28 protein-coding genes, 1 tRNA gene and 3 pseudogenes are annotated in these 19528 nt (G+C 57.4%); 17 read left to right on the top strand and 15 right to left on the bottom strand.

Annotated elements, in window-relative coordinates:
• The first annotated feature begins 24 nt into the window (after positions 1-24).
• From ACMGGN_RS06420 to ACMGGN_RS06430, 3 genes are all read left to right on the top strand, one after another.
• The gene (locus ACMGGN_RS06420; RefSeq protein ID WP_414156580.1) at positions 25-243 is read left to right on the top strand and encodes a hypothetical protein; all 219 of its coding nucleotides are present in this window, start codon (positions 25-27) and stop codon (positions 241-243) included.
• Positions 244-317: 74 nt separating this feature from the next.
• Complete coding sequence (locus ACMGGN_RS06425; RefSeq protein WP_196914392.1) at positions 318-611, top strand: hypothetical protein; 294 nt, start codon at positions 318-320, stop codon at positions 609-611.
• Positions 608-913, top strand: a complete 306-nt coding sequence (locus tag ACMGGN_RS06430) for a hypothetical protein (protein WP_237858131.1) — start codon at positions 608-610, stop codon at positions 911-913. The genes ACMGGN_RS06425 and ACMGGN_RS06430 overlap by 4 nt, the downstream gene beginning before the upstream one ends.
• Positions 914-2234: 1321 nt before the next feature.
• On the opposite strand, the gene ACMGGN_RS06435 is transcribed toward ACMGGN_RS06430, so the two are convergent.
• A complete protein-coding gene (locus tag ACMGGN_RS06435; RefSeq protein WP_237858848.1) occupies positions 2235-2657 on the bottom strand; it encodes a hypothetical protein in 423 nt (140 codons plus the stop codon).
• 99 nt (positions 2658-2756) lie between these two features.
• On the bottom strand, positions 2757-3194 hold the full coding sequence (locus tag ACMGGN_RS06440) for a hypothetical protein (RefSeq protein ID WP_237858846.1): 438 nt from the start codon (positions 3192-3194) through the stop codon (positions 2757-2759).
• Between the two features lie 67 nt (positions 3195-3261).
• Here ACMGGN_RS06440 and ACMGGN_RS06445 point away from each other — a divergent pair, with 67 nt between their 5' ends.
• Positions 3262-3444 carry a hypothetical protein gene (locus ACMGGN_RS06445; RefSeq protein ID WP_237858844.1) on the top strand — a complete coding sequence of 61 codons (183 nt, stop codon included), beginning with the start codon at positions 3262-3264 and terminating at the stop codon, positions 3442-3444.
• On the opposite strand, the pseudogene ACMGGN_RS06450 reads toward ACMGGN_RS06445, so the two are convergent.
• Positions 3441-5374: pseudogene (locus tag ACMGGN_RS06450) on the bottom strand (DNA cytosine methyltransferase). The gene ACMGGN_RS06445 and the pseudogene ACMGGN_RS06450 sit on opposite strands and share 4 nt — an antisense overlap.
• A gap of 79 nt (positions 5375-5453) precedes the next feature.
• Here ACMGGN_RS06450 and ACMGGN_RS06455 point away from each other — a divergent pair.
• From ACMGGN_RS06455 to trbK (ACMGGN_RS06465), 3 genes are all read left to right on the top strand, one after another.
• Complete coding sequence (locus ACMGGN_RS06455; RefSeq protein WP_237858842.1) at positions 5454-5915, top strand: hypothetical protein; 462 nt, start codon at positions 5454-5456, stop codon at positions 5913-5915.
• Positions 5916-6036: 121 nt separating this feature from the next.
• Complete coding sequence (locus ACMGGN_RS06460) at positions 6037-6207, top strand: hypothetical protein (protein WP_237858840.1); 171 nt, start codon at positions 6037-6039, stop codon at positions 6205-6207.
• Positions 6204-6422 carry an entry exclusion lipoprotein TrbK gene (gene trbK / locus ACMGGN_RS06465; RefSeq protein WP_237858838.1) on the top strand — a complete coding sequence of 73 codons (219 nt, stop codon included), beginning with the start codon at positions 6204-6206 and terminating at the stop codon, positions 6420-6422. The genes ACMGGN_RS06460 and trbK (ACMGGN_RS06465) overlap by 4 nt, the downstream gene beginning before the upstream one ends.
• Here the strand turns inward: trbK (ACMGGN_RS06465) and ACMGGN_RS06470 are convergent.
• Complete coding sequence (locus ACMGGN_RS06470) at positions 6402-6635, bottom strand: hypothetical protein (protein WP_237859040.1); 234 nt, start codon at positions 6633-6635, stop codon at positions 6402-6404. The two genes, trbK (ACMGGN_RS06465) and ACMGGN_RS06470, sit on opposite strands and share 21 nt — an antisense overlap.
• A gap of 113 nt (positions 6636-6748) precedes the next feature.
• Here ACMGGN_RS06470 and ACMGGN_RS06475 point away from each other — a divergent pair, with 113 nt between their 5' ends.
• Positions 6749-7057, top strand: coding sequence for a hypothetical protein (locus ACMGGN_RS06475; protein ID WP_237858830.1), 309 nt, complete (start codon positions 6749-6751; stop codon positions 7055-7057).
• Between the two features lie 17 nt (positions 7058-7074).
• Here the strand turns inward: ACMGGN_RS06475 and ACMGGN_RS06480 are convergent, their stop codons facing one another.
• The 4 genes and pseudogenes from ACMGGN_RS06480 to ACMGGN_RS06495 all read right to left on the bottom strand — a co-directional run bounded on the left by ACMGGN_RS06480 (position 7075) and on the right by ACMGGN_RS06495 (position 8468).
• Complete coding sequence (locus tag ACMGGN_RS06480; RefSeq protein WP_237858823.1) at positions 7075-7425, bottom strand: hypothetical protein; 351 nt, start codon at positions 7423-7425, stop codon at positions 7075-7077.
• An 81-nt stretch (positions 7426-7506) separates the two neighbouring features.
• Positions 7507-7668 carry a hypothetical protein gene (locus ACMGGN_RS06485; RefSeq protein WP_237858821.1) on the bottom strand — a complete coding sequence of 54 codons (162 nt, stop codon included), beginning with the start codon at positions 7666-7668 and terminating at the stop codon, positions 7507-7509.
• Between the two features lie 2 nt (positions 7669-7670).
• A pseudogene (locus tag ACMGGN_RS06490) lies at positions 7671-8168 on the bottom strand (single-stranded DNA-binding protein).
• A gap of 63 nt (positions 8169-8231) precedes the next feature.
• Positions 8232-8468, bottom strand: a complete 237-nt coding sequence (locus ACMGGN_RS06495) for a hypothetical protein (RefSeq protein ID WP_237858820.1) — start codon at positions 8466-8468, stop codon at positions 8232-8234.
• A gap of 268 nt (positions 8469-8736) precedes the next feature.
• Here ACMGGN_RS06495 and ACMGGN_RS06500 point away from each other — a divergent pair, with 268 nt between their 5' ends.
• The 4 genes and pseudogenes from ACMGGN_RS06500 (at position 8737) to trbK (ACMGGN_RS06515) (ending at position 10530) form a co-directional block, all read left to right on the top strand.
• Positions 8737-8967 carry a hypothetical protein gene (locus tag ACMGGN_RS06500; RefSeq protein ID WP_237858818.1) on the top strand — a complete coding sequence of 77 codons (231 nt, stop codon included), beginning with the start codon at positions 8737-8739 and terminating at the stop codon, positions 8965-8967.
• Positions 8967-9191 carry a hypothetical protein gene (locus ACMGGN_RS06505; RefSeq protein WP_237858815.1) on the top strand — a complete coding sequence of 75 codons (225 nt, stop codon included), beginning with the start codon at positions 8967-8969 and terminating at the stop codon, positions 9189-9191. Before ACMGGN_RS06500 ends, ACMGGN_RS06505 begins: the two co-directional genes overlap by 1 nt.
• A gap of 171 nt (positions 9192-9362) precedes the next feature.
• A pseudogene (locus tag ACMGGN_RS06510) lies at positions 9363-9702 on the top strand (HNH endonuclease).
• A gap of 582 nt (positions 9703-10284) precedes the next feature.
• Positions 10285-10530: an entry exclusion lipoprotein TrbK gene (gene trbK / locus ACMGGN_RS06515; RefSeq protein WP_237858813.1), complete on the top strand. Its 246-nt coding sequence runs from the start codon at positions 10285-10287 to the stop codon at positions 10528-10530.
• Positions 10531-10597: 67 nt separating this feature from the next.
• Here the strand turns inward: trbK (ACMGGN_RS06515) and ACMGGN_RS06520 are convergent, their stop codons facing one another.
• The 3 genes from ACMGGN_RS06520 to imm45 all read right to left on the bottom strand — a co-directional run bounded on the left by ACMGGN_RS06520 (position 10598) and on the right by imm45 (position 13025).
• On the bottom strand, positions 10598-10810 hold the full coding sequence (locus ACMGGN_RS06520; RefSeq protein WP_237858811.1) for an entry exclusion lipoprotein TrbK: 213 nt from the start codon (positions 10808-10810) through the stop codon (positions 10598-10600).
• A gap of 267 nt (positions 10811-11077) precedes the next feature.
• Positions 11078-12514, bottom strand: a complete 1437-nt coding sequence (locus ACMGGN_RS06525) for an IS1182 family transposase (protein WP_196914293.1) — start codon at positions 12512-12514, stop codon at positions 11078-11080.
• A gap of 178 nt (positions 12515-12692) precedes the next feature.
• Entirely contained in the window at positions 12693-13025 is a 333-nt protein-coding gene (gene imm45, locus ACMGGN_RS06530) for an Imm45 family immunity protein (protein WP_237858809.1), read from the bottom strand.
• A 304-nt stretch (positions 13026-13329) separates the two neighbouring features.
• Here imm45 and ACMGGN_RS06535 point away from each other — a divergent pair, with 304 nt between their 5' ends.
• Positions 13330-14322 carry a zinc-dependent alcohol dehydrogenase family protein gene (locus tag ACMGGN_RS06535; protein ID WP_414156581.1) on the top strand — a complete coding sequence of 331 codons (993 nt, stop codon included), beginning with the start codon at positions 13330-13332 and terminating at the stop codon, positions 14320-14322.
• 164 nt (positions 14323-14486) lie between these two features.
• Positions 14487-15404, top strand: a complete 918-nt coding sequence (locus ACMGGN_RS06540; protein WP_414156582.1) for a LysR family transcriptional regulator — start codon at positions 14487-14489, stop codon at positions 15402-15404.
• Here ACMGGN_RS06540 and ACMGGN_RS06545 read toward each other — a convergent pair.
• On the bottom strand, positions 15401-15718 hold the full coding sequence (locus ACMGGN_RS06545; protein WP_144415451.1) for a hypothetical protein: 318 nt from the start codon (positions 15716-15718) through the stop codon (positions 15401-15403). The genes ACMGGN_RS06540 and ACMGGN_RS06545 overlap by 4 nt on opposite strands.
• 209 nt (positions 15719-15927) lie before the next feature.
• On the opposite strand from ACMGGN_RS06545, the gene ACMGGN_RS06550 reads away from it, so the two are divergent.
• The gene (locus tag ACMGGN_RS06550; protein WP_046785726.1) at positions 15928-16161 is read left to right on the top strand and encodes a hypothetical protein; all 234 of its coding nucleotides are present in this window, start codon (positions 15928-15930) and stop codon (positions 16159-16161) included.
• 177 nt (positions 16162-16338) lie between these two features.
• Here ACMGGN_RS06550 and ACMGGN_RS06555 read toward each other — a convergent pair whose 3' ends face one another.
• On the bottom strand, positions 16339-17013 hold the full coding sequence (locus tag ACMGGN_RS06555) for a polysaccharide lyase family 7 protein (RefSeq protein ID WP_414156583.1): 675 nt from the start codon (positions 17011-17013) through the stop codon (positions 16339-16341).
• A 251-nt stretch (positions 17014-17264) separates the two neighbouring features.
• Here ACMGGN_RS06555 and ACMGGN_RS06560 point away from each other — a divergent pair, with 251 nt between their 5' ends.
• Entirely contained in the window at positions 17265-17459 is a 195-nt protein-coding gene (locus ACMGGN_RS06560; protein ID WP_046785728.1) for a hypothetical protein, read from the top strand.
• A gap of 1 nt (position 17460) precedes the next feature.
• On the opposite strand, the gene ACMGGN_RS06565 is transcribed toward ACMGGN_RS06560, so the two are convergent.
• Together ACMGGN_RS06565 and ACMGGN_RS06570 are read right to left on the bottom strand one after the other, a co-directional pair.
• Positions 17461-17874, bottom strand: coding sequence for a DoxX family protein (locus ACMGGN_RS06565; RefSeq protein ID WP_414156584.1), 414 nt, complete (start codon positions 17872-17874; stop codon positions 17461-17463).
• Positions 17875-17977: 103 nt separating this feature from the next.
• A tRNA-Leu gene (locus tag ACMGGN_RS06570) sits at positions 17978-18062 on the bottom strand.
• Between the two features lie 301 nt (positions 18063-18363).
• On the opposite strand from ACMGGN_RS06570, the gene ACMGGN_RS06575 reads away from it, so the two are divergent.
• Positions 18364-19524: a two-component system sensor histidine kinase NtrB gene (locus ACMGGN_RS06575; protein WP_115274395.1), complete on the top strand. Its 1161-nt coding sequence runs from the start codon at positions 18364-18366 to the stop codon at positions 19522-19524.
• The last annotated feature ends 4 nt before the right edge of the window (positions 19525-19528 follow it).

Here is a 19528-nt window from a genome sequence, read left to right on the forward strand (position 1 = left end):
TGGCCGCCTCAGAATGGAGCTCCGATGAAGTGTAAGCCGCCGATCCTCTACCCTGATCATCCCATGTACACCAACGCCGTACAGGCATGGAAGCGTTACCATGAGGCGCAGGCTTCGGGTGAGCCAGCGGAAGAGCTGGAGCGCCTGCGCGTAATCGCCGAGGCGCAGTACCAGGCGGTCACCGACTACCAACTTCGTGCTATGGCCGCAGCTCGCGGTGAAGAGCTGCCGCCCGTTCATTAGGTCCGCTGATCGGCAATTGCCCGCAAGGCGCCTGCTCTATACGATACTGTGTTTTTATACAGTATTGGTGCCCCATGTACTTCCTCCTCGTTCGACGCCGCGAGAATGGCGTGGCCATCCCCTCTGATCGCCTCAGGAAGATCAAGCCCCTGCGGGCCGACGTCCATATTGGTGACCATCACAGCGAAGTGCTAGGCCGAGTCGCGACCCAGGCGTGGGTGTTCAATCCGACACCAGGTCCGGACATCATCCCGCGCTTGCTCGACGCCAAGGTCAACGGCATGGCCCAGCTCGGCATGAACATCAATGGGGTGGAGGAGATCGACGGCGTGATCTATGCGCAGTCGTGGTGGTGCAGGACTGAATGATGAGCGGAATACCACGGGCTTGGCTGGCTGAGCTTGATGACCGGTTTGCTCTCGTTACGGACCCCGACGGGCGCGCGGCTGTGCTCAGCGAGATGGCATTCGCCGCGCGCCGGCGCCGGGAAGTTGATGATGAATGCCTGTGCGACATGCTGGAACTCGCTGAAGCGGCAAGGGTGTGGGCGCTGCTGGAGCACGAGGAGGCTTGGCACATTGGCCTTTTTGGATATGAGGGGTGGGTTGAGCACGAGCCAGGACGGATCGTAGTTGGCAGAACGCCAGGGAAGGGTGCTTCGGATGTCTAAAACTGCGGTAAAGCTACGTGGTTTTACTGGGCCAAAGTCGACCAAAATCGCCAATGCATATTAGACACACCCGATGCATAGGCCGCGAACTGCGCGGCCTGAGGTGCGTTCCTCACACTACTGCTGCATTACCGGAAGCAAGTGAGTTGCGTGATTACAAACGGTGCTGGAAGGATGGAAAGACCAGGTCTGAAAACATCAGCATGTCATCTCTGTCTCGCACAACGAGCCGTTCGATTGGCTTATTCTCAGTTGGTGGCCACAGCCTTTCGGCCAGTGTATCTCGTAACCCGACCTCAACAAGAATCTTCGAGACCGTGGCTTGTGATTTGGCTCCCAGCACGAAGAAGACTGCTCGGCCTACGCTCAATGTATAGAGATAAAAGGACATCCCCGGCGCTGATGCGACATGGCCCCTCCGATACCTCATAAAGCTGTTGTGGTCGAACCCACTTTCGCAAAGCCACACATAAGTACATGGAGGTGGTTCGTCGCTGTCTCGTAGGTGAGGGAAATGCTCATCCGGAAAGCCAGGAACGCCATCTCTATGCAGGAGAGAGTAGACGCCCGCTGTCTTCACGGCCCAGCGGGCTAAGGCCAGGCGCCGATTCTCAGGCGGACTAACCGTCCTTCCGTAGAATAGATCTAATAGGCTGCCCTCAACCTCTTCCTCGAGCGCGTTCATCCAGTCCCCATTGCATTGCTCGCAAACGGAGTTAACGGTTCTATCAAATGGCCCTTGTGGAATCTGTCGCCTGGAAAGCGATGACGATCCGTCAATGGTGGAGACTCTGTTTGCCCATTCCACGCTTCTCTCAATAGGTGGAAAGGTGTCATTCAGCTTGTTGCGTAGGATATGTTCATTGCTGAACTTGATGTCAGGTGATGATCTGCAGCAGAAGGGGCATGCTTTGGGCATCAGTGGATCCGTCCGATTCGGTGGCATTCAGAAACCACCTCATCATAGGGTAGAGCTTTAAGTAGGCAAGTTTTCGGTAACGACAGGTAGCGCTACAGGGCGCTCTATTCCATTCATAGTGTCGATCGACGAAGGTCGAAAATCAGTTCCGCAACTGACTAGCGGCCCCTTGATTTTACTGGCTTTCAGCGCGGCTAAAAAAACTTCAATGCGGAATCGAATCCAGCGTAAGCTATTGAATTACAAGGAAATGCATCGCGGATTGCAAATCCGTCTACGCCGGTTCGATTCCGACCTCGGCCTCCACATTCGAAAGCCCCGCAGATTAACGTCTGCGGGGTTTTTCTTTATGGGTCAAAAAAGCCAAGAGTTCCGAAACAAAAGGCATGGAGTTCCGAAACTTCAGCCTTTCGAGGGCTTGGCAATGGCGCCGACGCGGCGGTAAACGCGCTCGGTGATCCCTTCTTTCGAGTGGCCCAGCAGCACGCTTGCATCGCTCAGATCGTTGATTTCCGATGCCGCTTTCGGTCGGATATCGCGGAACTGGAACTGGGAAATTCGATTAGCCAAGTCCGGCTTCTTTTCCATTTCAGCTTTCACCCTGGCAGCCTCGCGAGCTTCCGCCCACCGGTTGCGCAGCATGGGCCAGCTCATGCGCTTGCCGTGCTCGTTGACGATGAAGAACGGTGAGAGGCGCTGGCTCGTGTATCGGATTATTCGGTCCAGCAGCAGGCCCAGGCTGTTCCTCACGCCATTCGCTTCCAGGACGATCCTCAGTCGCTTGCCAGTCTTGTCTTGGCTGACCAGTAGGTAGATTCCTTCCATATCGTCCTTCCGCATGGACAGCACATCCGACGGCCGCTGAGCATTACGACCGATCAGCTCAGCTCGCAGTCGCTTAACCTCTTTCCGCAGCCGCTCAACCTAGCCAAGAGCGGCGTGAGTGTAGAGCGGACCGAGCTTGGCGATTTCGTCGAGGCCTGCGCGCCATCCATCTGCGTAGCCCTGATCCCAGTCATGGCCCATGCTCAGCTTGGCCTTGCAGGCCGGCAGCACCACGGGCTCGCCCGGGTACTGTTCGACTGCGCCCGTGAGTGGTCCGAACGGAATCATTGGCAACCCGGTCGCCGCCGGATCCCTCTCTGCCTCTTCTTTGGTCCACCAGATGGCAGTACCAACCATCCAGGCTATTGGCTCGGGGGGCTGCGGGGCTGGCTTGGACAGAAGTTCGCGCAGCGTTTCGAGCGCGTGACGGCGGGATACGTTAATGACTTCACCGCTCGGCTCGCGGGATGCTGACTGGATAAGGCTACGCGGCACGCTGACCATCTCTGTGTTGCTGGATCGGTTTTCTGCGGGCATGGGGATACCTCGGAGCCTGGCAAAGCCGGGCTACGCTAAAATTGTCGCGGGTTGAGGAGGGTTGGAGATGACTACAAATTTCATCTGCCAGAAATGTGAGAAAGAAACGGACGCCGAGCTGGATTACGATGGAGAGTTAGACAGTCAGGCTTTCTACTGCCAGCACTGTGGGGCTAAGCATGTTTCGGTGAATGAGGCCCGTGCACCCGGCGGCCCAGTGGAAATGCAGTTCCGGCTGATCGAAGATTAGGCTGCTACCGCTCGTCGCTCAGTGGCACGCCAGAGGTCATTCGCGCGGGCCAGGGCGGCCATCGGCGGCGGGCTGACGCTGTTGCCGCACATGTGCACCTGCTCGGTCTTGGTGAACGACTTGCCGTCGGCGCCCTTGTCGATGATGTAGCTGGACGGGAAGCCCTGCGCGCGATAGAGCTCGTGCGGCTGCAGCATGCGCAGGCAGATGTCGACGATCACATAGGGGGTGCCCTTCACGAACACGGTGACCAGGCCCAGGCGATCCTTGGTGGTGACTGTCGGCGCTGGTGAGTCGCAGGCGCTGATGTTCTCCGTGCCGTAGTAGCTGATCAGGAACGCGGCGACGCGCAGGGCGCCTTCCTCGTGCTCCGGCGATAGCTTGTACTCGAGTAGGGCGTGGCGGCGGTCATCATCGGTACTGGTTCATCCACGGCCCTGCCCACGCAATTTCGACGCAGTGTGGCGAGGCTGGCAGTTACCAGTCGCTGCTGGCTGCCTGTGTTGGTGACCGTGGTCAGACGGCTCGTCTGCGCCCTTGGCTGGTGTGGTGTTGAATCCGCCGTGGCTTGTTCAATGAAGGCTGTGCGCACGCCAATGGCATGGGCTGCACCCGCAGGCCTCTTGTAGTTGCCGCCGCTCGTGATGGTCGGTACCGGACCGGTGATAGCTGCTCCCTCGCTATTGAACCTGAACTTGACCAGATGCCCCGATGCCAGCGCACGGTGGCTCTGGGTCATCAGGGTACCCATTAGCTGGTCAGCTGCTACTGGCTTACCGGCATACATCGGGCCGCCGGCCCCGACCATCACAGGGCTGGCTATCATCAGCTCGCCACGGTTGGCAGCAGTTACTGTTGGCAGGGGATCGCCCGGGTTATTCACTCGGTCTGTGCCCTGATGTGTTGCTGGAAGAATCACCGGGCTCGCCATGGCGAAGGATCCGCCGCGCGGCCAGGAGGTCATCGTGCGAAGTGGCTCGTGCGCCGACTGGGCCAGCTCGCCCGACCAGTTCGAGATCGGGACGATGAAGGGCTGCGGGTTGTCCAACACGAACTTCTTCATGCTCTTGGCCACCCGACGCAGAGTTGCTGCAGCCAATTCCTTCTTGCGGCCGAAGATGCTCTTGCTCGGTACGTTCCAGTCAATGCAGTCGGCGGCGGTGCGCCACTTCTGCTGACCCTTGGCGGGGTTCTTGGCGTGGGTCGGCTCTGGCCACACGATAGGCTGGCCATCGCAGCGGGCGATCATGAAGAGGCGCTCGCGGCTGGTCGGCGCGCCGAAGTCGCAGGCCTTGATGATGCGCCACTCCACCTGGTAGCCCATGCCTTCGAGCAGATGCACGAAACGGCGCCAGGTGATGCCGCAGCGTTTCGGGTCTGGCACCAGGAACTGCTGCTGCACCGGTACACGCTCGCCAACGGCAGCCACGGTGCCGTCCAGCTTCATCACCCGGCCAGTGGCCTTGTCGCGCTTCGCCATCAGCGGGCCCCACTGCAAAATCTGCTTCACATTCTCGAGGCTGATGACCCGGGGCTTCTTCTTGCCTGCCCACTTCAGGCCGATCCACGACAGGTTGCGGATCTCACGCTTGCGCGGCTGCCCGCCGGCAGCCTGGTTGTAGTGCGTGCAGTCCGGACTTATGTGGAACCAGCCAACCGGGCGGCCCTGGCATTCCTCATCCGGGTCGCCGTCGAAGACGTCGGTGGGGAAGTGGCGCGCAGCCGGGTGGTTGGCGGTGTGCATGCTGATGGCCGCAGAGCTGTGGTTCTTGGCAACCGTCACCGGGCGGCCCAGGCCCATTTCCAACCCGGTACCGGCACCGCCGCCACCGCAGACGAAGTCCACCACGATCTCGTCGTCTTGCGGATCGAAGCCAAGGCCGTACTGGGTTTTGAAGTCGAGATGGTTCTTTTTCTGGAATGAAGACATGGGCGGTCCTCGCCGGGGTGGCGTGATTCGTTGAATAGGAGTGTTATGCTTTGACGCTTACTAGGCAGGGAGAGCTGTGATGGGGCTGTGGGAACCAGTCAGAGCGTTTGGCTCACGATTAGCGGCGACGAAAACACGAACTGCATCATTCGCAGGGCTCGCGATTTGGATAGTTTTCCTGCGGTACGGAGAGCCATCTACGTCATTGGTCACGCTTTCCATGCCGCTCGGAATTGCACTATTTGCCATGGGACCACTAGAACTAATTCCAGGTCATTGGTACAGGCTAAATTTCTTCGTCAATGCCATGACCACCTGCTTATTTTTTGCCAGCATGATGTTCGCGGTGGTGGCAATGGCTTTTGAACTTCCTTTGAGCAAGAGCGAAGGATCGATCTTTTGCCTTGTCTGCTGGGCTTTACTGCTGGTTGCTTTCTATGGCGCGCTCCCTTGGATGAAGCGGTCGCCTTTTCACCGATTAAGCGAGAATCGTTTGGCGTACAGTCCCCCGGAAGATATGCAAAAAGCTAAGCAGGAATGAGGTTTGATACAGGTTAATCCCGGGGGAGGGGAAGGCGCTGGCGGGCAGCGGGTGGTGTCAGGTTTTGCGGACGGAATCGATTTTTGGTATAACGCCCGGCCATTTCACAGGAAGGAACCTCATGAAACGCACAATCATTGGCGCATCCATCATCGCCATTGCTGTTATGTCCCTCAGCGGCTGCTGGGAGTCCGAGGCAGACAAGAAGGCCAAGGAACAACAGGAAGCGAGCGAGAACTTCTGGAACATCACTCCGCCTGATGAAAGCCAGGACAAAGGTTTCAAGCCATGAAGCACTACTTTGCCCCAATGTTCGCTGCCGCGCTCGCCATTGGCTTGGTCGGCTGTAAAGAAGACGCCGTCGACACTGCCGCCTACGAGCCCACTGCAGAACACTGCCAGCCCGACTACCTGAAAACTCTTCCGGACAACAAGGCCCGCGAAGACCTGGTCGAGAAGTGCATGACCGGTGGTTCGTACAAGAAGTCAGAGCCGAAGACCTGGTAACGTCGGTTCTTCGTCATCCAGCGCCGCCTCATCAGGTGGCGTTTTCGTTTGCGGGCGAATGCGCTGCTTCGGGTCGCTGTCGAGGATGACGCCGATGTAGTGGCCACAGTCAGCCATGATGATGCCGGGTTCGCCGTTGCCGATAACCCGGCGACCGACCTCGGCCGGCACGTCGTAATGGCAGCGAACGTAGTCGCAGTTGTAGTTGCTCATGGCTTTCTCCCTGCATGCGCCCCCCTATGTGGCCGGATGGGGCTGATGGCAATTTGATGCTTGATGGGGTATTACGGGATTCCCGGCATTTGGGACGGACTGAGGAGTTTTTAATGCAAATTGATTTGAATGAGCCTGGTGCTTGGACGCTTCAATCGACAGCAGCACTTATCCGTTCTGCATCGGATGAAGACGATCATGTCCAGCTGCGCGTTACCAAGGACGGTATCGCTTACATCTCCCACGGCATCGTTGGGAATCAGGATACGGACAATTTGAGCTTCCGCCTTGAGACCTGGTGCTGTGGCAATGGATATGTAGGGGCTGCCGCATCCGAAGATGAGGATTGGGTTAAGCGTATTTACGAGGTTGTAACTAAAAACTGGCCTGACCCCACCTTCACTTACATTGATATTTACTGAGGGGCGACTATCTCGCGCTAATCAGAAAGCAGGATCTGCTCACTAGGTTCGCGCTTTATCTCGGCCATGCTTGCTTCATTGAGCTGACGCGCTAGTTTTGGCGAGATGTAAAAAGCTGGCGCGTCAGGTCGTTCAAGTCGACGCGCCCGCTCTTCAGGCTCCTGCGCAATCCACGACAAGGCCAGGTCCTGCCAGAGTTCCTGTACCTGGTTGTAGCCGTGACGCTCGATCTCGGCAGCCATAGCAGCCTTGATTCCTTCCGGCATGTGGAAGAACACCTTCTCGATGCCCAGCTTCTTCGCCTGGGCCGTCTGCCGGGTTCGGTAATCCGCTGAGTGCTTCGCGACACCGGTCTTTTCCTCGTCCATCGCTGATACCTCCCAAGCCGCTGGGCGGCAAGTTGATGTGCTGTTGGCGCCGGCAGTGCCGGACGCGGGCGGTGATGCGTATCAAGCGGAAAGCTCCATGTCTCTGTCATGCCAGCCGGCAAGCCACCAGCCGCAGTTCACCGTCAGCCAGCCATAGGGCTGGGCATCGCGGGACTGGCTGTTGTCGCGGCAGGCGCGCCCGAGGTAGTAGGCGGTGGGGTGAACCTGCTGCCGGCGCTTCATGGCTACGCACCGGCCAAATAGTGGAGCGGGGCGAATGGTATGTCGTCATCGAAGCTGTCGTGATCAGGTGGAGCTGCCTGCGGGTTCTGTTGCGGGCGAGCAGGCCGCTGTTGCCGTGGCTGCCGATCTGGCATTTGCCCTGGCTGCTAGCCCTGTGGCCGGCTACCGAGCAACTGCATTGTGCCGTTGATGTCGACGACGATCTCCGTGGTGTAGCGCTTGATGTCGTCTTTCTCCCACTCGCGGGTCTGTAGCTTGCCCTCGATGTAGCATTGGGAGCCCTTGCGCAGTTACTCGTCGGCGATTTCGGCGAACTTCCCGCACAGCGACACGCGGTGCCACTCGGTGGGTTCGACCTTCTCGCCTGAGCGCTTGTCTGTCCATTGCTCGCTGGTGGCCAGGCTGAGGTTGGTCACAGCGTTGCCGTTGGGCAGGTAGCGTACCTCTTGGTCCTGGCCGCAAGTGCCAACCAGGATGACCTTGTTTACCCCGCGGCTCATGACTGGGCAAGGCTGATGAGGCCCTAACCCGGGTGTCGCCGTAATCGCAGCAAGAGCTAGCAGTTACCTGATGATGCCTTTCGTAGCAGTGCTAGGCACAAAGCCTCCGGTGCCTTGGTTGGGGCATTTTTCTCGCAACTTGCGCATTAGCTCTGGGTACTTAGCTTCCTGCTTCTTCAGCATTTCCTGATCATTACGCTTCAAGTCGGAGCACTTGGGCTCTTTGACATCCTCGGCGCACGCGGAAAGGAAGCTCATCGCAGCAGCGATAGCAGTGGCACAGATCAGTTTTTTGAACATGAAACCCATCCTTGAAGAGTTGAACTTTGGCTGCAGAGCACTTGTTGTGCACTCGACAGTCAACACCTCGGCCTGAGGGATGTCTCATATCAAGCTGCACCCCCGCCAGATAGCGCCATGCTGATCCGGTGGCCGGGCGAATCTACAGCGGCTGCATAGGGCAGCCGAACCGCCATGCCTGAGTGAGCGCGGCGGGGGCGGCATCATACCTCATGTTGAGCGAGTGAAAGTGCCACTTCCGGCACTTCTAGGAACTAGGAGCAATATCTTGGACAGCCAGCATAAGAGAATCACCGGCTACCGTGACCTCACCCAGACTGAGATCGATGGCATGAACTCGATCAAAGCCCTGGAGGCAGATACCCGTGAGCTGTTCAAGCAGATCGGTCAGATCGAAGGGGTAGACCAGCGCACGTTGGCCTTGGCCAAGACCAACCTGCAGCAGGGCTTCATGTGGTTTGTGCGCTTGATCGCCAAGCCCGCTGATCCTTCCAGCTGATGGCCAAGGCGCCTTACACGACTTGTAACCTGTACGTGGACGGTGCCGATGGCATCGCGGGCGGCGACTTCATCACCACCGCAGCCGGATCTGCATACCTGGTACAGGCGCTTCGATTAAGCCGCACCAGGCCTGAGCGCAAGCACATGCACTGCCTGCGCTGGCCGATTGCCGAGGTGCCGTTGGATGCCCGGTGTTTCCAACTGACCTGGTACAAGAGATAGGGAGCGTGAGCCATGGCCCGCATGACCGCGACGATCGTCTGCCGGCAGAGCTGGTGGCTTAAGTACTACCTGGCCGGCGTCCTTGCTATGCCCCACATCACAGGACGCGAGCCGGACCTTGGCCGTGTATTCCGGTGGATAGAGCGCGGCATAAAGGGTCGAGGTGCGCTGATGGCCAGGTTCAAGACGCTGGGCACCGCGCATCAAGGAAAGCGCAGGCTCGCGGGTCAAGGTGGTCACGCCAGGCAGTTGGCGAAGCGGAATGAGCAGCTCTCAACGTGGCTACGACTACCGATGGCAGAAGGCACGGGAGCAGTACCTGCGTGACAACCCGCTGCGCATCTACTGCGAGCGGAACGGCCGCATAACTGCCGCCAGGGTTGTCGACCACATCGTTGCTCACCGTGGAGACCTGCTTCTCTTCTGGGATCAGACCAACTGGCAGAGCCTCTGCAAGCCTTGCCACGACTCCGTCAAGCAGGCCGAGGAGGCAGCGGGGCTGGGTGGCTGAGGCGTCAGCGGATCGTCGAAACCCGGTGGAGCGATAAAAAAGCACGCCAGTGACGTGCCGCGAAACAGGTAGGGGGGTAAAAAGCTAGGGATTCTCATCTAGCTAGACCGCATCCGACCCCACGTATACATTTTTCTCCCCCCTGAAGGTTTTTGTTAATGGTGTTAATAGACAAACAGCGACAGTTTGTTGACGCTAAGGCCCGTGGTGCGCCCAACAAAGAATCGGCGGAAGCCGCAGGCAGCAAGCCTTCGACTGCTGCTGCAGCCGGTTCACGCTGGGCCAATGATCCGAAGATCGCATCCGCAATTTTGGCTCGCCGAGCCGAGCTCAGGATCGAGCTCGTGTTAACCCTGAGCCGAAAAAGCGTAGAACCAAAGCGAAGGCTGTTGAGGCTAGCGGTCAGCCAATCTTATTGTGAAAGCTGGACGGTATGTATCAGGGCGCAGCGGAGTCGACGGCCGTTGGTGTATGGCGAGGGAGATGGTCAAAGCTGGCGTTTCGCGCCCCCACGCTTTAGGCTACCGCCGGGCTCGAGGGAGCCCATTACCACGCTAAACGCAATGACCGAAGGATCAGAATATGGATATCAAATTGGCTCGGCTGGGTGCAGTCATGGGGTTGGCCATGATTTTGGCAGCTTGCTCGGAGGAAAAAGTGCCCGAGCCGACAGCAGACAACTGTGCTCCGGAGATGTACGAAAAGAATCTGGCGAGCTTATCGAAAGAGTCTAACCGTAACGAGTTCATCGCAAACTGCAAGAGTTTCGTCGCTGCGAAGAAGATGACCAAATGGGAATTCAAGAAAAGCCCAGAAGACAATTTCTGAGACTCCAGCCTGACAAGCCACTTCGTCCAATAAGGAGCCTACGGGCTCCTTATCCTTCGGATCGCGCTCAGCGGACCCTTTGCCCAGAACCGCCGTTCTCGGATGGCTCCAGATCATCGCACTTCTCGATTAGATGTTCCGTCTTTTTGCCATCTGGTAGCTTCTCCCAGTACTCAGGAGTGCAATGCTCTTCTGACACTGAATAATCAGCCTCGCCGACCGCCATGGCGAAACCTGAAGCAAGCGCAGCGGTGAGAAAAATTACAGATTTGATTGTCATAGGTTCATTCCTTTGAGATGGTCGGCTGTTATAGCAAAACTCCTTCGGTTCACAAAGGCGTCTGTCCGTTACCTTGGGGGTCTGCTATGGGTCCAGGCTGTGTGAAAACGCAGTAAATACATCGAAAACTCAGAGTCGAGCTGACTGCCTGTGGAATCAGCACGCGAGAGCGCGAATAGCCTCACCCAGCGAAAAAGACGTTTGCAGCGCTATATGGGCCGCGTCAGCGGCCCATATAGCTGTTTGCGGGCCAGCAAACAGCGGGGTTTACGCCCTGATCGCCTCAAGTAACCCTGCGATGCCGAAGATGCTCATCATTCGTTTGAGGTTGTAGGCGAGCACGTGAAGGCTCATTTCGGTGCTTACCCTCGGCAGGGTTTTGGTCAGGAAGTGGGTACTTCCCATCCAGAATTTGAGCGTGCCAAAGGGATGCTCCACCGTCTGCCGGCGAACCTTCATCTTCCCCGGATCATGCTCCAATCGAATCTGCACTCCTTCGACTACGGCTTCATGCTCCCAGCGCTTTAATCGCCGCTCTTTACCGGTCGTACACTGCTTCTGCATCGAGCAGCTCTGGCATCCTGAAAACCAGTAGCAGTGCAGTAGCATGCCGTCTTCCACTGAGGAATGCCGGCGCGTCAGCAACTGACCCGCAGGGCATCGATATTCGTCCGAAGCAGCCATGTAGATGAAGTCCTGCTTGCCGAATCGGCCTTCCGCTTTGCTGCTCGATGTCAGTGGTTTAGGTACAAAGGTGGTGATGCCAGCTTGCTCGCAAGCAAGGATTTCCGGGCCTTTGTAATAGCCTCTATCAGCAACCACCGTCAGCGCCTCAACACCGATTTCTTCCCGTGCCTGGTTAGCCATATTGCTCAGTTGCCCGCGATCATTACCAACGTTGGTCACCTCATGGGCAATGATCAGATGGTGTTTGTCGTCGACTGCTGTTTGTACGTTGTACCCAACTGTGCCGGAGCCTCGGCCGCTTGTGGCCATTGAACGGGCATCTGGATCGGTAAGCGAGATTTGCTGATCGGGACTGGCTTGAAGCTGCGCCTCGATGTCCTTGAGTTTTTGCATCTGCTGTTTCAGTTTTTCGACTTTGTCTTTCAACCGCTCAGTCTTGGCCTCGGCCACTTCCGGCGCTGCCCGATCCGCTGAATCCATTGCCGCTAGATAGCGGTCGATGCTCTGCTCGATCTGCTGCATGCGCGCCTTCACTTTGCCTTGAGTGAAATTGCGGTCGCGGTTATTCACGGCTTTGAATTTGCTGCCGTCGATGGCGATGATCGATTGGGAGAAGAGATTGAGGTTGCGGCAAAGTACAACGAACTGCCGGCAGACACTGCGAATGGCTTTACCATTGTCTCGGCGAAAGTCGGCAATCGTTTTGAAGTCAGGCGCCAATCGGCCTGTCAGCCACATCAGCTCGACATTACGCTCGGCCTCACGCTCAAGCCGGCGGCTGGACTGAATTCGGTTGAGATAGCCGTAGATGTAGATTTTTAGCAGCACTGCTGGATGGTAAGCCGGACGACCCGTTGCCGCAGGATCGACACCCTCGAACCCGAGTGTTCCAAGGTCGAGTTCATCGACAAAAACGTCGACTACCCGAACTGGGTTTTCTTCGGTGATGTAGTCGTCCAGGCACTCCGGCAGCAACGTGACTTGCGTCCGAGACTCACCTTTAATGAATCGCTTCATGATCGTCCCCGCCGCGATCTCGACGATCAGAAGGTTAGACAATCGCAGGCGTTTTCACACAGCCTGGGTCGATTGCGGTCAGTCGCGACCGGCTACTTTCGACCCAGAGCAGCTGTTGGAGGTGTCTGCAAATCCAAGGTCGATTCAGTGCGACACCAACCGTTCAGCAACTGGAGGGTTAGTCAAACTTTCCCACGTGCGAACCAGGTTTATAGCCTTCAATCACAAGGACTTGCGAGACTTCACAGTCCGGATAGATCCACTTGCCCCAGTTGGCCAAAACCCAATCCTTACTGAGGCCGAGGCTTTCTGCATTGCTCTCCCTAGGTAGCCAAACCAGCGGCAGACCGGCTTTATAGCCAGTGGTAACCATCAGCCCAAAGCGACGATCCTCGTCCAGTGTTTCGAAAACCATGAAATCCACAACCTCTTCATAGGGGTATGAACCCTTGGCTCTGAATACGGTTCCGCGACTGAAAACCTCATTTGAGCATTCAAGAAGTGTTGTCACGAAATTCTCTTTTCCTTATGTACAGGTAGCCCAAGGGTTTGAGTAGTGTACGACAACTCGTGGCTCAAACACCTGCTGGGTGGCTGAAGATAGAGTTCGCCGGGATCGTGTCCCGGGAAGTGGTGTAACTGAACCAGCCGAAGGCGCCCTGCGTGCCCTTTCTATGTGCCGACCGGCCAGGGATTGGTTCTTGTTGAGTACCAATTTATGAGCCGAACAGCTCTCTATCCCAGGCAAACGGGTGGGTAGCATGGGCGCGACTTCCAGAAGGAACCGTTATCCCTAGCCGTTAATGAGGTGTGCCATGCCCAAGGTCGTTCACTTTCACCGTACCGGTGACGCTGATGTTCTGATTCTCGATGAAGTCGCTGTACCCGCGCCGAAAAGCGGCGAGGTGCAGATCGAAGTAAAAGCTATCGGCTTGAACCGTGCGGAAATCATGTACCGCACTGGGCAGTACGTGATTGATCCGCAGTTCCCGGCGAAGCTCGGCTATGAAGCGGCCGGGATTGTCCGCGCGGTTGGTAGTGACGTCAGCGATGTTGTTCCCGGTGACGTAGTTAGCGTCGTGCCGTCGTTTTCATTCGCTGATTACGGCATGTATGCCGAGGTGGTCAATGCGCCCGCGCATGCTGTCGTCAAGCATCCGTCCAACCTCAGCTTCGTGGAGGCAGCGGCCAGCTGGATGATGTTTGTCACTGCATACGGCGCCCTGGTTGAGTACGGCAATCTAAAGGCTGGCGAAACCGTGCTCATCCCGGCTGCGTCGAGCAGTGTCGGCCTGGCAGCGATCCAGATCGCCAACATGCTAGGCGCCATCCCGGTGGCCCTTACTCGCACAAGTGCCAAGCGCCAGGCGTTGCTGGATGTTGGTGCAAAATATGTAATCGCCACCCAGGAAGAGGATCTGATTGCCGAGGTGGCCGCGATCACCGAGGGCGAAGGCGCGCGTATTGTTTTCGACCCCGTTGGTGGCCCCGAGGCAACCAAGTTGATCAAATCCATGGCCAATACCGGGATCTTCTTCCAGTACGGCGCTCTCGATCATCGCGATATCCCGGTTCCGGTCTTCGACATTCTTGGCAAACACCTGACCGTGCGCGGCTACGAGCTGTTCGAAATCACCACAGATATTCAAAAGCTGGCCAATGCCAAGGCATTCGTTGGCAAAGGCTTGGCAGGTGGTCAGCTCAAGCCCGTCATCGACCAGGTCTTCCCGCTCAATGATATTGCGGCTGCACACCGCCGAATGGAGTCGAATGCGCAGATCGGCAAGATCATCGTCGTGGTTGACTGAATAGCATCCTGCGGCTGTCAGCCAGGCTGCAGTATGCCATCGCTGCTTGCTACCAAGCAGTGATGGCAAATTTTGTTTTGGTGTATGAGAGAGGCGCCTGGCTTCGCTATCGTCCTTAGTGCAGAGTACGTCTGGCCCAATGCACAGGTAACTGGAAGATCGCGATGAACCTGATCGAAGCCATGCAAATGTTCGTGGCAGTTGTTGAGCATGGCAGCTATACCAAAGCGGCCGAGGCGCTCAATGTGCATCGCCCGGCACTCTCCAAGCTCATCCAGAATCTTGAGCACGAATTGGGCGTTCAGCTGTTACACCGCACCACGCGCAGGGTGAACATCACGCCCGCTGGCGATGAGTTCTATGAACGAAGCCTGAAATTACTCGCTGAGCTAGCGGACACGCTGGACTGGTTTTCGCCGACCCGCCCGCCGCGAGGCAAGCTCAGGATCGACATGCAGACCGTACTCGGCCAGGCGGTGATAATCCCGCGATTGCCCGAGTTCATGGATCGCTACCCTGGCCTGGAAATATCTCTGGCAACCTCTGACAATCTGAACGACCTTATCGCGCAAGGCATCGATTGTTCCGTGCGGCTCGGTGATCTGGATGATTCGAGCCTGGTTGCCAAACGTATCGGCGAGGTTGCTTTGGTGACCTGCGCGGCTCCCGCCTACGTAAAGAAACATGGTTTACCCGGCACGCTGGATGATTTACAGGCGCACCTGGCAGTCAACTTCATGGTTGAGCAGCGCCGCCAGATCATGCCTTGGCGATTCAGGGGCAACGGTAAAATGATCAGTGTAAAGATGCGCAGCGCCATCGTCGTCGACAATGCCGGGGCGTTACTCTGCTGCGCGCTGGCGGGGATCGGGATGGTGCAGGGGTTGCGCCCGGCGTTGCAGCGATACATCGATAGCGGGCGCCTGGTGGAGGTTCTGCCGGATGTTCCAGTCGAGCCGAAGACCGTTTCCGTGCTGTTTCCGGATCGCCGGCGCCTGTCCCCCAATGTGCGCGTATTTGTCGAGTGGGTAAGTGCGTTATTCCAAGAGGAAAGGGATTCTCCGATCAGGTCAGCACGCTAGACGAGGGCAAAATCAGTTACGCAGCCCTTTGCGTCGATTGCCACCGTAAGTACCTGAGGGTCGCTCAGGCCCAGGGCCCCCTCAGTGTAGACAAACACCCACCTGAGCAATCTCAGGTCACCCAGGCTCTCGCAATTCTCATATGGGCCAAGCAGCACCTCTAGTTCGCCTGATGTGGATTGCCCGCAAACGATGTATTTCAGTTGCTCCTCAATCCGGGTAGCGCTGATGCTGAAATTCTCAAGCAGCATCTTGTGCTCCAGAGCGGTCATCAGGCGATTTGAATCCGTTTGCATCGTCTCAATACACTCCATGACCAGATCGTAGGTTTGTAGGGCAATTGCCAGTCGGAGTGGATTTTACCCATGGAATGTACTGATTAGTACAAAAAGTTGACCAAGGGTCGTGCGTGAGCTTGTTGGGCGCCGCGGCATCCGATTGTCTGAAAGTCGGCTGCATCCCTCAGCAGGGTGGCTTGATCAACAAGCACCCGCTACGGTGAGGTAATGAAGGAGATGCGGACATGGCAGATAAATATGTCGGAAAAATCATCGGTGTCGGCACGGACAACGTGCGGTACGTGATCAACATTTATCAAGATGAAACCGTTGAGCGCTCGCCGCACGGCATGGTTCGGCATGAGGGCTTGAAGCATTTCGAAATGCAGGCTGGGGGGGATGTGAAAAAGATTTCTGAAACAGAGTACGAGGTTTTGGCTACGGGTGTGAGGGTGACCGTTCTTGACGCTCCGGTCTGAGCGCCCGTCAGTAGTTTTTGGCGCGCGAGCCCGGCCAGTCGTGCGACCCCCAAGGCACCAGAAAAAGAAAACCCGCCAACAAGTGGCGGGCCTAAAGAACGTACGAAGCAATGTCAGTGTGCCTATGCACTTGTCATAAATTTGTGAAGAGCTTGTTCGCAGCCTGTCATGGCTGGCTCACTCATGGCTCAGTTCAAGTGCGCTGATCACGCACACCGAGGCATCCTCTGCCGGCGTGTCATCGCTGTAGTCCACCTGGTTGTAGACGCCGCCGTGAAAATTCAGCGTCTGCGTCGCCCAGGATGGCGCCAGTTGCAGTGCGGTCGTGGTGCCGCTGCGGCCATTGCTGCTTGCACTGACCATGCAAGCGCCACTTTCGCTCACCTCGATGCTCACATCGAAACGCGTACCCAGCAGCACCTCGGCCAGCACGGTGCTGTTGACTGGCGTGGCCTGGTTAAAATCTGAACGAAAGCCGACAGTGATTTTGCCTTTGTTCCAGAACACCTTGATTGGCGGGCTGTTATTGTCTTTCACATGCAACTGGGCAATTACCACCTTTCGCGCCAGATTTACCTTCTCCAGGGTCATTGTCTGGTGATTGCGGTGGCGCCCTGCGCTGCCCAGTGACCAATACACGGCTTCTTTCCATTCGCAGCGTGTTCGGTGAGTACTTTTGCTGGAAGCACCCTTGGTCGGCGCGGTCATGCGTATCGAGCCGTCACTCTGGCGTGCAACAACGTGGGTCAGGCTAGCCAATGCCTGTGCGCCAGTGACTTCCAAGGCAACCGGGTTGGAGGCGGATTTCGGCACCGGAGTGGTAATGATGAGACTGTCGATGTTTACTGCCATGAGATTTCTCCTTGAAAATTCCGGGTCCTGCAAGGTTTGCGAGCGTGGCAGGTGGGGGAGAAGTTCCATCGAAGAAGTCTGTCACTGATGAAGGGCAGTGCAAAAAAAGCCCGCCATTAAGGCGGGCAAGTCACGTTTGAAGGGAGAGCTTGCAGGATGAAGGCTACCGGTTAAGTCAGCATTAACCCCCCATCCATTGACCATGCCACCCGATGCGCTTATACAGGCGTGCCACTTTCCCAGGAGCGATCATGCGCGACGAAGACGACCTGCACGAGCCCGAACACGATCACCTGCTCGACCACGAATTCCTCTACGACGGCTTCGAACCCGAAGCGGACGCTCAGGGTGCCGAGGATGAAGTCGAGCAGGACGATGCGTTACTGGATGACCTCGATGACGACGAGTGCGACCACCCAGCCTGGCACGACGACCTGGACGACTGACTCAGCGCCCGTCCAGCGAGAAGCGCCCCGGGCCGCTCACCGCCAGGAGCAGCAAGCCGCCAACAATGCTCAGGTTTTTTAGGAACTGGGTCATGTTGGCGGCCCGTTCAGGGTCGACCATGTTCCAGAATGGATGTCCGATCAGCGCGGTGCCCAGCACGAACAGGGCGAACAGGAAGGCCAGCGGGCGGGTGTAGAAGCCGAGGATCAGGATGATGGCGACGAAGAACTCCATTATCACGGCGATCGCTGCGGCAACCATGGGCGCGGGGGCGCCCAGCGAGGTCATGTAGCCGACCGTGCCATCGAAGCCGGTCAGCTTCGCCCAGCCGGAAATGACGAAGAGGATCATCAATAGCACACGGGCGGTCAGGATGATCACGTCGCGTTGGCCAGCGAACAGGGAGTAGCGCATGGTGTCATTCCAGTGGATGCAGACAAGCTCCACTTTAGCAGCTGCATGGCGAATTTCCGCCGGGCAGCAAAAAGGCGCCGCAAGGGCGCCTTTCCTGGAAGTATGGTGCGAGTGGCGGGACTCGAACCCGCAAGGCTCACGCCGACAGATTTTAAGTCTGCTGTGTATACCAATTCCACCACACTCGCACGCTTGATGCCGGCACGCTTCTAAGCAGAAGGCCCTGGCAATCAAGCGCGCTTTATAACCCATTGTTATAGTTGAGTCAACTATAGCGCCTATGATCTAAGAAGTGGGGTGGCTTTGGCACAGGCGATTGACACCTTACTGTCATTAGGCCACTGTGCCGTTCCTGACTGGATCCAATGAGTGCTGCATCCATGTCCCAAGCCTGTCCTCACCGTGCTGACGGGTTCATCGTCCGCCCATGCTTGGGGGCTACTCTGGCCGAACTCATTGCCGCCCAACCGCTGTGCCTGTGGAGTTTGCATGGTTTCAGCCGACTGCATCGCCTCGCCTGTAATGACCGCCAACCGCTACGAGCAGTTGGTGCAGGCTGTGGTGGACTATGCCATCTACATGCTCGACCCCTCTGGCCATGTGGTGTCGTGGAATGCAGGCGCCGAGCGGATCAAGGGTTACCGTGCTGACGAAGTTATAGGCCGGCATTTCTCGCTGTTCTTCACCCCCCAGGACTGCGCCGAAGGGCGTCCTGACTATTTGCTCAAGCAAGCCCTTGAACTGGGCGTGGCGCAGGATGAGGGCTGGCGGGTACGCAAGGACGGTACGCAATTCTGGGCGTTGGCCGCCCTCGATGTGATCCGCGATGATCTGGGGCACATCATTGGCCTGGCCAAGGTCACGCGCGATATTACAGACCGGCGCGAATCGGCACTGCAACTGGACGCCATCCGCGCCCAACTGTTCCAGGCGCAAAAGCTCGAGGCGCTGGGCCAGTTGACCGGTGGGTTGGCGCATGATTTCAACAACCTGCTCACTATCATCATGAGTTCGGCCAAGTTGGCACTCAATAGCCAGGACCCGGCGCGTGTGCAGCGTATGCTGGAGCACATCGTGGATGCGGGCCGGCGTGGTACCCAGCTGACTCAGCAACTGCTGACGTTCGCTCGGCATCGGCAGATGGATGTCACGATGGTCGCACCCGCCACTGTGCTGGCTTCGACGCGCAGTTTGCTGGAGCACGCCTTGCCGAGCGATGTCGAGTTGCAGGAGCACCTGCAACCTGACTTGCCCGTGATCGAAGTGGATGCCGGGCAGTTACAGATGGTATTGCTCAATTTGCTGTTCAATGCCCGCGATGCAATTGGCGAGCGGGGTGCGATCTGCATTGCGCTTGATGCTGTGGTGCTGACGGGCGAAGTGGACGGGCTGCACGGCCCGTTCGTGTGCTTTGAAGTGCGCGACACCGGTGCTGGCATCGACCCCCAAGTGCTGCCACGCATCTTCGAGCCATTTTTCACCACCAAGCCTTTTGGCAAGGGTACAGGCCTTGGGCTCAGTCAGGCCTACGGCTTTGCCAAGCAAAGCAACGGCGCAATCACTGTGCAGAGCACGGTCGGCAAGGGCACCTGCATACGCCTTTACCTGCCAACGTCGGAGCGCGCTGCGGCCCCTCAACTCCACAGGTAATCCT

Source organism: Pseudomonas sp. BNK-30, from assembly GCF_047456185.1.
GTDB classification, from domain to species: domain Bacteria; phylum Pseudomonadota; class Gammaproteobacteria; order Pseudomonadales; family Pseudomonadaceae; genus Aquipseudomonas; species Aquipseudomonas putida_E.

Bases quoted from the DNA above. Each gene is read 5' to 3' on its own strand.
- ACMGGN_RS06525 (WP_196914293.1), bottom strand. From the start codon at position 12,514: ATGAAGCGATTCATTAAAGGTGAGTCTCGGACGCAAGTCACGTTGCTG.
- ACMGGN_RS06420 (WP_414156580.1), top strand. From the start codon at position 25: ATGAAGTGTAAGCCGCCGATCCTCTACCCTGATCATCCCATGTACACC.
- ACMGGN_RS06545 (WP_144415451.1), bottom strand. From the start codon at position 15,718: ATGGAGTGTATTGAGACGATGCAAACGGATTCAAATCGCCTGATGACC.
- ACMGGN_RS06505 (WP_237858815.1), top strand. From the start codon at position 8,967: ATGGCCAAGGCGCCTTACACGACTTGTAACCTGTACGTGGACGGTGCC.
- ACMGGN_RS06480 (WP_237858823.1), bottom strand. From the start codon at position 7,425: ATGGACGAGGAAAAGACCGGTGTCGCGAAGCACTCAGCGGATTACCGA.
- ACMGGN_RS06520 (WP_237858811.1), bottom strand. From the start codon at position 10,810: ATGACAATCAAATCTGTAATTTTTCTCACCGCTGCGCTTGCTTCAGGT.
- ACMGGN_RS06495 (WP_237858820.1), bottom strand. From the start codon at position 8,468: ATGTTCAAAAAACTGATCTGTGCCACTGCTATCGCTGCTGCGATGAGC.
- trbK (WP_237858813.1), top strand. From the start codon at position 10,285: ATGGATATCAAATTGGCTCGGCTGGGTGCAGTCATGGGGTTGGCCATG.
- ACMGGN_RS06455 (WP_237858842.1), top strand. From the start codon at position 5,454: ATGGGGCTGTGGGAACCAGTCAGAGCGTTTGGCTCACGATTAGCGGCG.
- ACMGGN_RS06475 (WP_237858830.1), top strand. From the start codon at position 6,749: ATGCAAATTGATTTGAATGAGCCTGGTGCTTGGACGCTTCAATCGACA.
- ACMGGN_RS06460 (WP_237858840.1), top strand. From the start codon at position 6,037: ATGAAACGCACAATCATTGGCGCATCCATCATCGCCATTGCTGTTATG.
- ACMGGN_RS06565 (WP_414156584.1), bottom strand. From the start codon at position 17,874: ATGCGCTACTCCCTGTTCGCTGGCCAACGCGACGTGATCATCCTGACC.
- ACMGGN_RS06485 (WP_237858821.1), bottom strand. From the start codon at position 7,668: ATGAAGCGCCGGCAGCAGGTTCACCCCACCGCCTACTACCTCGGGCGC.
- ACMGGN_RS06435 (WP_237858848.1), bottom strand. From the start codon at position 2,657: ATGGAAGGAATCTACCTACTGGTCAGCCAAGACAAGACTGGCAAGCGA.
- ACMGGN_RS06445 (WP_237858844.1), top strand. From the start codon at position 3,262: ATGACTACAAATTTCATCTGCCAGAAATGTGAGAAAGAAACGGACGCC.
- ACMGGN_RS06550 (WP_046785726.1), top strand. From the start codon at position 15,928: ATGGCAGATAAATATGTCGGAAAAATCATCGGTGTCGGCACGGACAAC.
- ACMGGN_RS06575 (WP_115274395.1), top strand. From the start codon at position 18,364: ATGGTTTCAGCCGACTGCATCGCCTCGCCTGTAATGACCGCCAACCGC.
- ACMGGN_RS06470 (WP_237859040.1), bottom strand. From the start codon at position 6,635: ATGAGCAACTACAACTGCGACTACGTTCGCTGCCATTACGACGTGCCG.
- ACMGGN_RS06425 (WP_196914392.1), top strand. From the start codon at position 318: ATGTACTTCCTCCTCGTTCGACGCCGCGAGAATGGCGTGGCCATCCCC.
- ACMGGN_RS06560 (WP_046785728.1), top strand. From the start codon at position 17,265: ATGCGCGACGAAGACGACCTGCACGAGCCCGAACACGATCACCTGCTC.
- trbK (WP_237858838.1), top strand. From the start codon at position 6,204: ATGAAGCACTACTTTGCCCCAATGTTCGCTGCCGCGCTCGCCATTGGC.
- ACMGGN_RS06440 (WP_237858846.1), bottom strand. From the start codon at position 3,194: ATGCCCGCAGAAAACCGATCCAGCAACACAGAGATGGTCAGCGTGCCG.
- ACMGGN_RS06555 (WP_414156583.1), bottom strand. From the start codon at position 17,013: ATGGCAGTAAACATCGACAGTCTCATCATTACCACTCCGGTGCCGAAA.
- ACMGGN_RS06535 (WP_414156581.1), top strand. From the start codon at position 13,330: ATGCCCAAGGTCGTTCACTTTCACCGTACCGGTGACGCTGATGTTCTG.
- ACMGGN_RS06540 (WP_414156582.1), top strand. From the start codon at position 14,487: ATGAACCTGATCGAAGCCATGCAAATGTTCGTGGCAGTTGTTGAGCAT.
- ACMGGN_RS06430 (WP_237858131.1), top strand. From the start codon at position 608: ATGATGAGCGGAATACCACGGGCTTGGCTGGCTGAGCTTGATGACCGG.